Consider the following 13,305-nt stretch of genomic DNA (forward strand, 5'->3'; position numbering starts at 1 on the left):
AATAAATATACAAGGAGGATTCAGTATGTTTGGATTAAAAGGAAAATCTTTTCTTACTTTGCATGACTTTTCAAAACAAGAAATTACTTATTTATTGGACTTAGCGGCAGAATTAAAAGCTAAAAAGCGCATGGGTATTAAGGGGGAGCTTTTAGCAGGTAAAAATGTAGCACTTATTTTTGAGAAGCCTTCTACACGCACACGCTGTGCTTTTACAGTAGCCTGTGTAGATGAAGGTGCGCATCCTGAATACTTAGGTAAAGATGATATTCAGTTAGGTCATAAAGAAAGTGTACAAGATACGGCACGTGTATTAGGACGCTTATTTGATGCTATTGAATTTCGTGGTTTTTCTCAACAAGTGGTAGAGGATTTGGCAAAATACAGTGGAGTTCCTGTGTATAATGGTTTAACAGATCTTTATCATCCAACTCAAATTTTGGCAGATTTTTTAACTATGAAAGAGCATGTTGGGACATTAAAAGGGAAGAAGTTTGTTTATATAGGAGATGGGCGTAATAATATGGCAAATAGCTTACTTATTGGCTGTGCTAAAATGGGAATTCATATTGCCGTTATTGCACCTAAGACTTTATGGCCAGAGGAGGCACATGTTGAGGTTTGTAGAGGCTATGCCGAAATAGAAGGTTCAAAGATTATTATTACTGAGGATGTAGAGGAGGTAAAGGGAGCAGATGTTATTTATACAGACGTTTGGTGCTCCATGGGAGAAGAAGAGAAAGCAAAAGAACGCGTTGCACTTCTTAAGCCTTATCAAGTAAATACAGAGCTTATAGCTAAAACACAAAATAAACAAGTTATTTTTATGCATTGTTTACCAGCCGTTAAAGGTAATGAAGTAACAGAAGAAGTTTTTGAAGCACCTTACTCCGTTGTTTTTGATGAAGCTGAAAACCGTATGCATACAATTAAGGCAGTGATGGTAGCAACACTTAGTTAAAGAATAGTAGAGAAATATGAACGAAATATTGACTAACATCTAAAAATTATCTATAATTTTAAAGATAGCGACATATTGTGTGTCAATGTGATTTCTAAATAGGAGGGTATAAAATGCGTGTATTTAATTTTTCAGCAGGGCCAGGTGTATTACCACTTGAAGTACTAGAAAAAGCACAAAAAGAATTAGTAGAATATGGTACAAGTGGAATGAGTGTTATGGAGATGAGTCATCGCTCCAAACCTTATGAAGCGATAATAGGGGAAACAGAAGCTAGACTTCGTAAATTAATGGATATTCCAGATAATTATTCGGTATTATTTTTACAAGGTGGCGCTTCGCTTCAGTTTGCTATGGTTCCACTAAACTTATTTAGAAAGTCCAACACAGCAGATTACATGGAAACGGGACAATTTGCGTCGAAGGCTTTAAAAGAAGCTAAAAAATTTGGAGAAGTAAGAGTAGTAGCTTCTTCTAAAGCAGATACCTATAGCTATATTCCAAAGATAACAAAAGAAGATGTAAATCCAGAAGCAGATTATTTTTATATTTGTGCCAACAATACAATTTATGGGACAAAATTTAATGTGTTCCCAGATACAGGTGATGTACCATTAGTAGCAGATATGTCTTCTTGTATTCTTTCTGAAAAAGTAGATGTATCTCAATTTGGTCTTATTTTTGCAGGTGCACAGAAAAATCTCGGACCAGCAGGTGTCACTTTAGTGATTATCCGTAATGATTTATTAGGTTTTGCAAAAGAAAATGTACCTACTATGTTAGACTACAAGGTAATGGTAGAAAATGATTCTATGTACAATACCCCTCCAACTTATGGTATTTATATGTTGAAACTTATGTTTGAGTGGATAGAAGCAAAAGGTGGCGTAGAAGTACTTGAAAAAATTAATCGCGAAAAAGCAGCACTTCTTTATGATTTCTTAGATCAATCTAAACTTTTTAAAGGAACAGCTGTTAAGGAAGACCGCTCAATGATGAATGTAACCTTTGTAACAGGTGATGCTGATTTAGATGCTAAATTTGTAAAAGAAGCAACAGCAGCTGGATTTGTGAATTTAAAAGGTCATCGTAGTGTAGGTGGTATGCGTGCAAGTATTTACAATGCTATGCCAGTAGAAGGAATTCAAAAATTAGTTGAATTTATGAAAAAATTTGAAGCAGAGAATTAGGAGGAGTTAGGATGTATACCATACAAACCCTTAATAAAATATCACAATCAGGTTTAGCACTTTTTGGTGATAATTATACTATTCAAGATAATTTAGAAGGTGCAGATGCAGTTTTAGTACGCAGTGCTAAGATGCATGATATAGCATTACCTAGTACAGTGAAAGCCATTGCACGTGCAGGAGCAGGTGTGAATAATATTCCAATTGAGGAATGTGCAAAAAGTGGGATAGTTGTTTTTAATACGCCTGGCGCCAATGCTAATGCGGTAAAAGAATTAGTATTAGCAGGATTGCTCCTTTCTTCACGTAAAGTAGTAGAGGGGATCAATTGGGCAAAAACATTAGATACAGATGTAGCAAAAGCAGTTGAAAAAGGAAAAGGTGCTTTTGTAGGACCAGAAATTTTAGGCAAAAAACTAGGAGTTATTGGACTAGGGGCAATTGGTGTTATGGTTGCCAATAGTGCACAAGCATTAGGAATGGAGGTAATTGGCCATGATCCTTACATTTCTATTAATGCTGCTTGGGGACTTTCTCGTCATGTTCGCCATGCTGTATCCCTTGATGAGGTATTAGCTGAAGCTGACTATATTACTGTACATGTACCTCTTGTAGAAGCTACCAAATACATGTTTAATAAAGAAGCTTTTAGCAAGATGAAACCAGGTGTAAGACTTCTCAATTTCTCTAGAGATACACTTGTACATAATGGGGATTTATTAAAAGCTATTGAAGAAGGCATTGTTACAACTTATGTAACAGACTTCCCAGTAGAAGAAGTAATGGGAAATCCTAATATCCTAACAATTCCTCACTTAGGTGCTTCTACACCAGAGTCAGAAGAAAACTGTGCTGTAATGGCGGTTCAAGAAGTGAAAGATTATTTGGAAAATGGGAATATTGTTAATTCTGTAAATTACCCTGAGTGTATAATGGCATGGGCATCCAATTGTCGCCTTGCTATTATTCATAAAAATACCCCAGCTATTCTAGGAAAAATAACAGCTATTATTGCTGGAGAAGGCATTAATATTCGAGATATGAGTAATCGTAGCCGAGGTGATTTTGCTTATACGCTCATTGATACAGATACCTATGTTTCAGAAGACAACTTAAAAGCCATTGAAAATATGGAGCACATCATCAAAGTACGTCTCCTTGTGAAATAGATAACAAATAAAAAGAAGGAATTAAGAATCATCTTAATTCCTTCTTTTATGGAATAAAGGAGGAAGTTATGAGAGAACTTGCACTACATCTATTAGACATCATGCAAAATAGTATTAAAGCAGGAGCTACTCACATTCATTTGGAGGTGAGTGAGCAGGTACTTCAAAATAAATTAATATTAAAGGTTGAAGATAATGGTAAAGGCATGAGTAAAGAAATGTGTAACCAAGTGATTCATCCTTATGTAACGACACGTACTTTACGCAAAGTTGGTCTAGGCATCCCACTTTTATATCAACTGTGTAAGGAGTGTGAAGGGGAGCTTAAGATAGAGAGTGAGCTAGGAAGAGGCACAAAGCTAGAAGCGACTTTGGTTTATAATCATATTGATCGGCTCCCTTTAGGCAATATAGCCAGTACTTTAGGTACAGTTATTATGGCAAAGCCTGAGATTACCTATACATATAGGCATTTTTATAATGAAAAATGTTTTGAATTAAGTACAGAACAAATTAAAGAGGTATTAGAAGGTGTGCCAATAGAAAATTTAGAGATTATTGCATGGCTAGAAAATTATATTGAAATAAATATTACGGCACTTTACCAAATGGAGGCGTCAAAATAATAATAAATTTACTTATTCACGTTATTTTTTTAATTATCTAGTCTAATAGCTATAACCATGCTATAATTGACATGATTTGTAAATAATGGTTTAAATATCATTAGTGATTTAAATATTGAAAGGAGGAGTAACATGAAAGGTTTAACCTTTAAAAAAGGAATTCATCCACACTATCATAAGGAGTCCACACAAGATAAACCCATTACTATTTTAGCTCCAAAGGGTGAAATGGTTTATCCTATGTCACAGCATATTGGAGCGCCTTGTACACCTCTAGTAAAAAAGGGTGATCATGTATATGTTGGTCAAAAAATTGGAGAGGTGACAGGTTTTGTGGCTGCCCCTATTCATGCTAGTGTATCGGGGACAGTAAAAGCAGTTGAAGAAAGGCTTACATTTAGAGGTATAAAAGATAAATGTATTGTCATCGAAAATGACTTTCTCTATGAGGAAATACAAGAATTGCAGGCTTATAGAATGCCAGATATAAAATCTTTAGGACGTAAAGAGCTAGTAGATATTGTAAAGGAAGCAGGTCTTGTTGGTATGGGAGGAGCAGCTTTTCCTACCCATGTTAAACTGAATATCCCAGAAGATAAGGAAGTAGAATTCATTATTATTAATGGGGCAGAGTGCGAACCCTATCTTACCTCAGACCATCGTGTCATGCTAGAAGAAGGAGAGCGAATTATTGCAGGTCTTGAAATACTACTTCAGGTTTTTCCTAAAGCAAAAGCATTGATTGGTATCGAAGATAATAAAATGGATGCCATAGAAAATTTAACACATCTTGCCAAAGAGATGACAAGAATAGAGGTATGTACACTCCATACTAAATACCCACAAGGTTCTGAGAAACATTTAATTTATGCTACGACAGGCAGAGAGGTGCCAAGTGGCAAGTTGCCTATTGAAGTAGGTTGTATTGTACAGAATATTGATTCTATTGTGGCTATTTGGCGTGCTGTTACAAAAGGTAGACCTATTATGCGACGTATTATAACGGTAGCAGGAAGTGGCGTAAAAAACCCTTGTAATCTTAAAGTAAGAACTGGAACTTCCTATCGTGAGATTTTAGACTATGCACAGTGGGATGAAGAAAGAACGGTTAAAATTATTGCTGGAGGTCCGATGATGGGGGTGGCTATTTCGGATGTTGATGTGCCTGTTGTCAAAGGAACCTCAGCTATCTTATGCTTTACAGAAGAAGAGGTGAAGGGTGAAAAGACTTCTCATTGTATCCGCTGTAGTAAATGTGTGCAAGTCTGTCCGATGGGACTTATACCAAATGTTTTACATAGGAGTGCTATTCATGATAAATTAGAAAACTTTACAGCACATCATGGTATGGATTGTATTGAATGTGGCTGTTGTTCCTTTATTTGTCCAGCTAAATGCGAGTTGGTACAAAGTATACGAACAGCAAAAGCTCAATTACGTGCAAAGAAATAAACTAAAAGGAGAATAAGAAGATGGAAAAAATATTAACTGTTTCACCATCCCCTCATGCACGTGCGAAGCACACAACAAAGAGTATTATGTATGATGTAATCATCGCTTTAATACCAGCCCTTTTAGCCGGTATCCTTTTCTTTGGCTTACGTGCGCTCTGGGTGACTTTGTTAAGTGTGGTTTGCTGTGTAGGTTGGGAATGGCTTTGGCAAAAAATCTTTAAAAAAGATAGTACGATAAAAGATTTAAGTGCAGTGGTTACAGGTTTATTATTAGCCTTTAATCTTCCACCAGAGATACCCTTTTTTATTGTAATAGTAGGAAGTTTTGTAGCAATTATATTGGCTAAGCAAATATTTGGAGGGATTGGTCAAAACTTTATTAACCCAGCTCTTGCAGCAAGAGCTTTCTTGTTAGCAGCTTATCCTCAAGCTGTGGCAACTTTTACAGCCCCTACTGGGTTAAGCGGCATAGATGCTGTGACAACAGCTACACCCCTTGCCTTAATAAAAGCAGGCAATTACAATGAGCTACCGAGCATGCTGGATGCTTTTATAGGGAATATAGGAGGATGTATTGGTGAAGTATCTGCTTTAGCACTTCTTTTGGGTGCAGCGTATCTTCTTATTAAAGGCGTTATTAGATGGCATATTCCTGTTTTTTACCTAGGGAGTCTCTTCTTAGTAACTGCCCTATGTGGAGGACAAGGAATAGAGATGAGTTTTTATTCCTTATTTTTAGGAGGAGCTATGTTAGGTGCGCTCTTTATGGCAACAGATTATACAACATCTCCAATGACTGTTAAAGGGCAAATTATTTTTGCGATAAGTGCTGGTGTTCTTGCTGCTATTATCCGCTTATTTGGTGGTTATCCAGAAGGTGTAAGTTACAGTTTACTCATTATGAATTTAACAGTACCATTAATTGATCGTTATGTTAAAACCAAACGTTTTGGGGGAGGGAAAAAGGCATGAAAGAATTAAAATTAGGTGCTATACTTTTTCTCATTACTGCTATTTGTGTAGGTTCACTAGGCTTTATTAATAGCCTCACTACACCTATTATTAGCCTCAATAAAGAAAAAGCAGAAAAGGAGGCCATGGGACAACTTTTGCAAGAAGCAGATGATTTTGTATCAGTCGAAGAGATTGATGACCCTATGATTAGTAGCCTTTATGTAGGAACCAAACAAGGACAAAGTGTGGGGATTGTGGCAAAAGTAACAACAAATGGTTATGGTGGCGGCATTGAACTAATGGTAGGAATCAATAAAGCAAACAAAATCATGGGAGTACAAATTTTAGCCCATTCTGAAACACCTGGACTAGGCGCAAATGCTAAAAATCCAAGCTTTATTAACCAATTTATAGATAAAACGAGTCCACTTAAGGTAACTAAAACAACATCTGATGAGGAGATAGTAGCTATTACAGGTGCTACTATTACTTCACAGGCAATAACAGATGGAGTGAATCAAGTAGCAGAATATGTTCTCAATCATCAAAAAGAACTTTTAAAGGAGGGAAACTAAATGAAGGCATTACAAGAAAGATTAAAGGCTGGGATTGTTTTGGATAATCCTACTTTTGTACAAGTATTAGGGATGTGCCCAACTTTAGCAGTTACAACCAGTGCAGAAAATGCAGTGGGAATGGGGCTTGCTACAACAGCAGTACTTATTTGCTCTAATTTAGTTATTTCCTTATTACGTAAGTGTATTCCAAATAAAATTCGTATTCCTGCCTTTATCGTTATTATTGCAAGTTTTGTAACGATTATTGATTTAATACTTCAAGCTTATATCACAAGTTTGCATGCGGCTTTAGGTCTTTTTATTCCACTGATTGTAGTAAATTGTATCATTTTAGGACGTGCTGAAGCTTTTGCTTTTAAGAATAAACCTCTTCCTTCTATGTTTGATGGTTTAGGAATGGGACTTGGTTTTACTACATCATTAACCGTTATTGGCATGATTCGCGAGATCCTTGGCGCAGGACAACTTTTTGGCAATAATGTGATGCCAGAAAGCTATACACCCGCTATTATTATGATTTTAGCACCAGGAGCCTTCTTTACATTAGGTATTCTTATGGCTATTTTAAATACATTAAAGGCTAAAAAGCACTAGGAGGGGGAAACATGAATTTATTTTTATTATTTTTAAGTGCAGCGTTAGTAAATAACTTTGTACTAACTAAATTTTTAGGAATTTGCCCATTTCTTGGTGTCTCCAAAAAGGTAGAAACCTCTCTAGGGATGGGTGCCGCTGTTACATTTGTAATGGGTCTTGCTTCAATGATGTCTTATTTAGTTTATCATTTTTTATTAGTACCTTTAAAGTTAGAATACCTTTATACAGTAGCTTTTATTTTAGTTATTGCATCTCTTGTCCAATTTGTAGAAATGGTCATTCAAAAGGTAAGCCCTTCACTATATAGTGCATTAGGTGTTTATCTTCCACTTATTACAACCAACTGTGCTGTTCTTGGAGTAGCTATTTTAAATATGCAAAAGGGTTATTCCCTTACTCAATCCATTGTAAATGGAGTAGGTGGAGCTATTGGTTTTACACTTGTTATGGTACTTTTTGCAGGTATTCGTGAACGTTTAGAAGATAATGATATTTTAGAAGGCTTTAAAGGTTTACCTATTGCGCTTATTACAGCTGGTTTTATGGCTATAGCCTTTTTAGGCTTCCAAAATCTAATTAAATAGGAAGGAGCATAGAGATGGATATATCAGCAATTTTATTTCCTGTTTCGTGTATTGGAGGTTTAGGCCTCATATTTGGAGTGGGGCTCGGAATTGCAGCAAAGAAGTTTGCTGTACCTATAGATGAACGTGTAGAAGCTGTTAAGGATTGTTTGCCTGGTGCTAATTGTGGAGGGTGTGGTTTTGCCGGATGTGAAGCCTTGGCAAAAGCTATAGTAAATGGTGAAAGTCTTGTTAATGCTTGTCCTGTTTGTAATAAGGGACAAATAGCAGAGATTGCTCAAATTATGGGGGTTGAGGCAACAAATAGTATTAGAAAAATAGCTTTTATTAGTTGCAAGGGAACCCCGGATGTGGCTAAACTTAAGTTTAAGTATGAAGGTATCCTTACTTGCCAAGATGCACAACTAATTGGTGGGGGGCCAAAAGTATGTAGCTATGGATGTTTAGGCTATGGAAGTTGTGTTAAAGTATGTCAATTTGATGCACTTACTATTGTGAACGGTCTGCCTGTTGTCGATAAAGAAAAATGCGTAGGTTGTGGAGCTTGCCAAAAAGAATGTCCAAGGGAGATTATTCAAATATTGCCGGAAGATACAACTTATCAAGTAAGTTGTATGTCTCAAGATAAGGGGAAAGATGTAAAAGCTGCTTGTAGTGTGGGGTGTATTGGGTGTGGAATTTGTATGAAACAATGTGAAGTAGATGCGATAAAAGTAAAAAATAGCCTTGCTCATATTGATCAAAGTCTATGCATAGGATGTGGCAAATGTGAAACCAAATGCCCTACTAAGGCAATTAGTGCATTACTTTTAGAACATGTTTAAGGTGAATGGAAAATGAAATTGGGGGGAAGATAATGACATCCAATAAATCAGCAAATACATGGATTCTTATATTATGTATGCTAGCAGGCTTAACTGTTGGTAATTTTTTAGGAGAATTATGTGCTCAAGTCAGTTTTTTAAAGTGGATGAATTATGCAGGAGTTTTTGGGCTGGATAATCCTATTCAACTGGACTTAGGTGTTATGTGGCTTTCTTTTCAAGCACATCTTAACATTACTTTAGCAGGTATACTAGGGATGGTAGCAGGTGTGCTTATTTATAAAAAGATATGAGGTAAAGGAGATAGATAAATGATAGAGTGGATTTTAGCTTCTAGTTCACCTCGTAGGCAGGAACTTTTAGAAAGACTTCCTTTTAGCTTTTCGGTAGAAGTTGCTCAAGTGGAAGAGACAATTTGTTCTTCCCTCTCTCCACGCCAAAACGTTGAAAATCTTGCTAAGCAAAAGGCAGAAGCAGTAGCTAGAAAGCATCCTAACAAATGGATTATTGGTTGTGATACATTAGTTGCTTTGGAACAGCATATTTTAGGTAAACCTCAAGATGCAAATGAGGCAAGGAAGATGCTTTATCAGCTTTCAGGTAAAGTTCATTCTGTTTATACAGGTATCTGTATTATAAGAGCACAAGATAGTTTTTTAAAGGTGTTTAGTGAAAAAACCAAGGTTCATATGAAACAACTGTCAGAGGAAGAAGTAACAGCATATGTGATAACAGGTGAACCGTTAGATAAAGCGGGTGCTTATGGCATACAAGGGCAAGGTGGACTTTATATTGAAGGTATAGAAGGTGATTATTATAATGTTATGGGATTACCTCTTTGTCGGCTCTATAAAGAAATAATGGAGTTTTATAAGTTTTACTAAAAAGTAGGCCTTTAAAGGCTTACTTTTTTTGTGTAAATTGGTATGAATTATTTTAATTAAGGCAATAATCTTATAAGAAAGTGGGGTGATAGATGTGCGCATGCAAGATTTGCCAGCAGCAATCCGTCCTTATGAACGTTGTGAGCAGTTAGGTATTACGGCTTTAACAGATTATGAGCTACTTGCCATTCTTTTAAGGAGTGGTACCAAAGGTTGTAATGTAGAAGAATTAGCGTGTAAGCTTTTAAATGAAAAAGCACCCTATGGTTCCCTGCTTTCCCTTTTTCAATGGTGTGAAGAGGAACTAAGAACGATAAAAGGAATGGGTAAGGTAAAGGTAATCCAGATTTTAGCGCTTTTAGAAATCTGTAAACGACTTGCAAGACAACGCTATGAACCCACTGAAAAGTTTACTTGTCCACGACAAGTATCAGAATATTTTATGGAGGAAGTAAGACATAGTAGAGAGGAACTTTTTATTGTCGTTTTATTAGATGCTAAATCTAAAATGCTCACGTATGAAAAAATTTCTCAAGGAAGTTTGACAGCTTCTATTGTTCATCCACGTGAGGTTTATAAGGTAGCCATTCAGAAGTCAGCTTATAGTATTATTGCAGTGCATAATCACCCTAGTGGAGATCCTTCACCTAGTAAAGAAGATTTATACATTACCAAACGACTTAAAGAAACAGGAGAAGTGATAGGTATTCCTCTTTTAGACCATATCATTATTGGTGATAGGTGTTACATTAGTTTAAAAGAAGAAAGTTACCTTTAGAAGATTAAATTCCAAAAAATACCTTAGTTTTATCGTGTATTTTCCAAGTGAACGGTTGAAAAAGGTAAAAAAAGGCTGTATGATGGTAGAGATGAGATTAAAAACACATTACTCAATAAGATAGATGAAATTAGGAGGATTGGAAGATGTTTGGAAAAGATATGGGTATTGACCTTGGAACCGCCAATACATTGGTATTTGTAAAAGGGAAAGGGATAGTTGTAAATGAACCTTCCGTAGTTGCCATAAAAGAAAAAACGAATGAAGTGTTAGCAGTAGGTGATGAAGCAAAACAAATGATTGGACGTACACCTGGAAGCATTGTTGCTATTCGCCCACTTAAAGATGGAGTCATTGCAGATTTTGCAACAACAGAAGCAATGCTTAGATATTTTATTGGCAAAGCACATAAACAATCTATATTTGCACCTAAACCACGTGTTATTGTGTGTGTACCTTCAGGTGTTACTTCTGTAGAAAAAAGAGCTGTAGAAGAAGCAACAGAAAAAGCTGGTGCTAAAAAAGCTCTTATTATGGAAGAACCTATGGCAGCAGCTATTGGTGCACACTTACGTGTAGAGGAACCTACAGGTAATATGGTTGTTGACATTGGGGGAGGGACAACAGACGTAGCAGTTATTTCTCTAGGCGGTATTGTAGCAAGCAAATCTTTACGTGTTGCAGGAGATGAATTTGATGAATATATTGTTTCTTATATTAAAAGAGAATATAATTTAATGATTGGTGAACGAACAGCTGAACAGATTAAAATTACTATTGGTGCAGCTTATCCAACAGGTGAAGACCAAACCATGGATATTAGAGGACGTGATCTTGTAACAGGTCTACCTAAAATTTTAACTATTACTTCAAGTGAAGTAACAGATGCCATAAAAGAACCTGTTAATGCCATTATTGATGCGATTAAATATACCTTAGAAAAGACACCACCTGAATTATCAGCAGATATTATGGAAAGTGGGATTATGTTAACTGGTGGGGGCGCTTTATTAACAGGTTTAGATACGCTCATTAGCCTAGAAACAGGTATGCCAGTTAAAATTGCAGAAGATCCATTAGATTGTGTAGCAAAAGGAACAGGTTATGCCCTTGAAGACATTGAAAAGTGGGCAGTACTTTTTGCAGATGATAAATAATACAAGGGGAGATAGCCTTGAAGTTAACAAAAAAAATTAAAAAAGTAGGTATAGTAATAAGTTCTATCCTCCTTATTGTCATTTTTCTGGGAAAAAGATATAACATTCCTGTAGTAAGTACAGGAGTAAACTCTCTCCTTTATCCTTTTGAAAAAGCATTTTTCTATGCTACACAAAAGGTACAAGGTGTTACGGATTATTTTAAAAATGTAGATGTACTTTTAAAAGAAAACAAGGCCCTAAAAGAGGAAAATCAAAAGCTTTCTTACGAGAATAGTATTCTCGTGCAGTATAAGAGTGAAAATAATAGTTTGAAGAGCCTATTGGAGATGAAGCAGCTTTATCGTGATTATGAAGGTTTAGGTGCGAATGTTATTGCGAAAGATAATGGAAATTGGTATAAGACTTTTAAAATTGATAAAGGGCTTAATCAAGGTATAACCTATAATGGTGTTATTTTAGCGAATGGTGGTCTAGTTGGGCGTGTCAGTGAAGTGGATCTCTTTTCTTCGAAGGTACTTACTATTATTGATGATCGAAGTTCTGTAAGTGCAAAAATTGTCCGCACAGGTGATACAGGTATTTTACGTGGTGATATTGAAATGACAGCTGAAGGACTTTGCAAACTGGAAATCAATGTAGAATCTGAAGTAGTAAAGGGTGACCAAGTAGTAACTTCTCATCTCAGTTCTATTTATTATCCTACGGGTATTCCAATAGGTACAGTAGAGGAAATTGTACCAGGTAAAAATGGATTAACACAGTATGCCTATGTTAGGCCCATTGTAGATTTTAAACATTTAGAACAAGTTTTGGTTCTCTTAAATCAGGAACAGTAGTGGGGTGTAAGATGAGGACAACAGTTATCGGCCTTTTATTAGTTGTGGTGCAAGTCCTAAGCACCACAATTTTTCAGCATTTAAGAATAGGTAATATTTTGCCAAACTTTATGATTATGATTATTGTTTCTTTTGCGTTGCTAAGAGGGAGCACAGAGGGAACTCTGGTTGGTATTGCAGGAGGTCTTTTATATGATCTATCTTTTGGTTTATTGGTTGGACCAACAGCTATCATTTATGGAGGCATTGGCTATATAATTGGCAAATTAAATAGAAATTTTTATCGTGAAAATTTTATTATTCCATTTTTATGCACATTAGCAAGTAATTTAGTGTATAGTATCTTTTTCACTTTTGGGTTTATGCTAAGAGGAAAAATTAATTTCTTCTTTTTCTTTAAATCTCTTATTATGCCAGAACTTATTTATACCATTACTCTTTCTTTGGTTGTGTATCAAATAAGTTATTTAATTAATGAAAAAATTGAATGGCATGAAAGAAAAACTCGTAATATTTTTTAAATAGAGGTGGCGTATAGATGAAAAAGCAAGCTTTAGAACCTATACCCCTCCTACATGATCGTTTTTTTATCCTCTGCTGTACCAGTGGACTTCTATTTCTAGGGTTGGTGGTACGGTTATACGATCTTCAGGTTATTCATCATGAAGAGTATAGTAGTCATATGACTATAAAACACAACGAAGCATAGA

17 protein-coding genes are annotated in these 13,305 nt (G+C 35.8%); all 17 read left to right on the top strand.

Features of this window, described 5'->3' with window-relative positions; all coding sequences use genetic code 11:
• Positions 1-25 precede the first annotated feature (25 nt).
• The 17 genes from argF to CS063_RS17605 all read left to right on the top strand — a co-directional run bounded on the left by argF (position 26) and on the right by CS063_RS17605 (position 13,304).
• Positions 26-961: an ornithine carbamoyltransferase gene (argF, locus tag CS063_RS05330; RefSeq protein WP_099448657.1), complete on the top strand. Its 936-nt coding sequence runs from the start codon at positions 26-28 to the stop codon at positions 959-961.
• A 113-nt stretch (positions 962-1,074) separates the two neighbouring features.
• On the top strand, positions 1,075-2,151 hold the full coding sequence (serC, locus tag CS063_RS05335) for a 3-phosphoserine/phosphohydroxythreonine transaminase (RefSeq protein WP_099448658.1): 1,077 nt from the start codon (positions 1,075-1,077) through the stop codon (positions 2,149-2,151).
• 11 nt (positions 2,152-2,162) lie between these two features.
• Positions 2,163-3,320 (top strand): phosphoglycerate dehydrogenase, encoded by a 1,158-nt coding sequence (locus CS063_RS05340; protein ID WP_099448659.1) that lies wholly within the window; start codon positions 2,163-2,165, stop codon positions 3,318-3,320.
• Between the two features lie 68 nt (positions 3,321-3,388).
• Positions 3,389-3,946, top strand: coding sequence for an ATP-binding protein (locus tag CS063_RS05345; protein ID WP_099448660.1), 558 nt, complete (start codon positions 3,389-3,391; stop codon positions 3,944-3,946).
• Between the two features lie 132 nt (positions 3,947-4,078).
• Positions 4,079-5,398: an electron transport complex subunit RsxC gene (rsxC, locus tag CS063_RS05350; protein ID WP_099448661.1), complete on the top strand. Its 1,320-nt coding sequence runs from the start codon at positions 4,079-4,081 to the stop codon at positions 5,396-5,398.
• Between the two features lie 20 nt (positions 5,399-5,418).
• Positions 5,419-6,372, top strand: coding sequence for an RnfABCDGE type electron transport complex subunit D (locus CS063_RS05355; protein WP_099448662.1), 954 nt, complete (start codon positions 5,419-5,421; stop codon positions 6,370-6,372).
• The gene (locus CS063_RS05360; RefSeq protein ID WP_099448663.1) at positions 6,369-6,929 is read left to right on the top strand and encodes an RnfABCDGE type electron transport complex subunit G; all 561 of its coding nucleotides are present in this window, start codon (positions 6,369-6,371) and stop codon (positions 6,927-6,929) included. The genes CS063_RS05355 and CS063_RS05360 overlap by 4 nt, the downstream gene beginning before the upstream one ends.
• Positions 6,930-7,526, top strand: coding sequence for an electron transport complex subunit RsxE (gene rsxE, locus CS063_RS05365; protein ID WP_099448664.1), 597 nt, complete (start codon positions 6,930-6,932; stop codon positions 7,524-7,526).
• A gap of 11 nt (positions 7,527-7,537) precedes the next feature.
• The gene (gene rsxA, locus CS063_RS05370) at positions 7,538-8,113 is read left to right on the top strand and encodes an electron transport complex subunit RsxA (protein WP_099448665.1); all 576 of its coding nucleotides are present in this window, start codon (positions 7,538-7,540) and stop codon (positions 8,111-8,113) included.
• A gap of 14 nt (positions 8,114-8,127) precedes the next feature.
• Complete coding sequence (locus CS063_RS05375; protein ID WP_099448666.1) at positions 8,128-8,937, top strand: RnfABCDGE type electron transport complex subunit B; 810 nt, start codon at positions 8,128-8,130, stop codon at positions 8,935-8,937.
• A 32-nt stretch (positions 8,938-8,969) separates the two neighbouring features.
• Positions 8,970-9,230, top strand: coding sequence for a DUF4321 domain-containing protein (locus CS063_RS05380; RefSeq protein WP_180270702.1), 261 nt, complete (start codon positions 8,970-8,972; stop codon positions 9,228-9,230).
• Positions 9,231-9,248: 18 nt separating this feature from the next.
• Positions 9,249-9,821 (top strand): Maf family protein, encoded by a 573-nt coding sequence (locus CS063_RS05385; RefSeq protein WP_099448668.1) that lies wholly within the window; start codon positions 9,249-9,251, stop codon positions 9,819-9,821.
• A 100-nt stretch (positions 9,822-9,921) separates the two neighbouring features.
• The gene (radC, locus tag CS063_RS05390) at positions 9,922-10,599 is read left to right on the top strand and encodes a RadC family protein (RefSeq protein WP_099448725.1); all 678 of its coding nucleotides are present in this window, start codon (positions 9,922-9,924) and stop codon (positions 10,597-10,599) included.
• 146 nt (positions 10,600-10,745) lie between these two features.
• Entirely contained in the window at positions 10,746-11,756 is a 1,011-nt protein-coding gene (locus tag CS063_RS05395; RefSeq protein ID WP_099448669.1) for a rod shape-determining protein, read from the top strand.
• Between the two features lie 17 nt (positions 11,757-11,773).
• Entirely contained in the window at positions 11,774-12,595 is an 822-nt protein-coding gene (gene mreC / locus CS063_RS05400) for a rod shape-determining protein MreC (protein WP_180270703.1), read from the top strand.
• 11 nt (positions 12,596-12,606) lie between these two features.
• On the top strand, positions 12,607-13,116 hold the full coding sequence (gene mreD / locus CS063_RS05405; protein WP_099448671.1) for a rod shape-determining protein MreD: 510 nt from the start codon (positions 12,607-12,609) through the stop codon (positions 13,114-13,116).
• A 17-nt stretch (positions 13,117-13,133) separates the two neighbouring features.
• On the top strand, positions 13,134-13,304 hold the full coding sequence (locus CS063_RS17605) for a hypothetical protein (protein WP_180270704.1): 171 nt from the start codon (positions 13,134-13,136) through the stop codon (positions 13,302-13,304).
• Position 13,305 lies beyond the last annotated feature (1 nt).

Origin of the sequence: Sporanaerobium hydrogeniformans (genome assembly GCF_002735925.1) — a bacterium.
Taxonomy (GTDB): domain Bacteria; phylum Bacillota; class Clostridia; order Lachnospirales; family Cellulosilyticaceae; genus Sporanaerobium; species Sporanaerobium hydrogeniformans.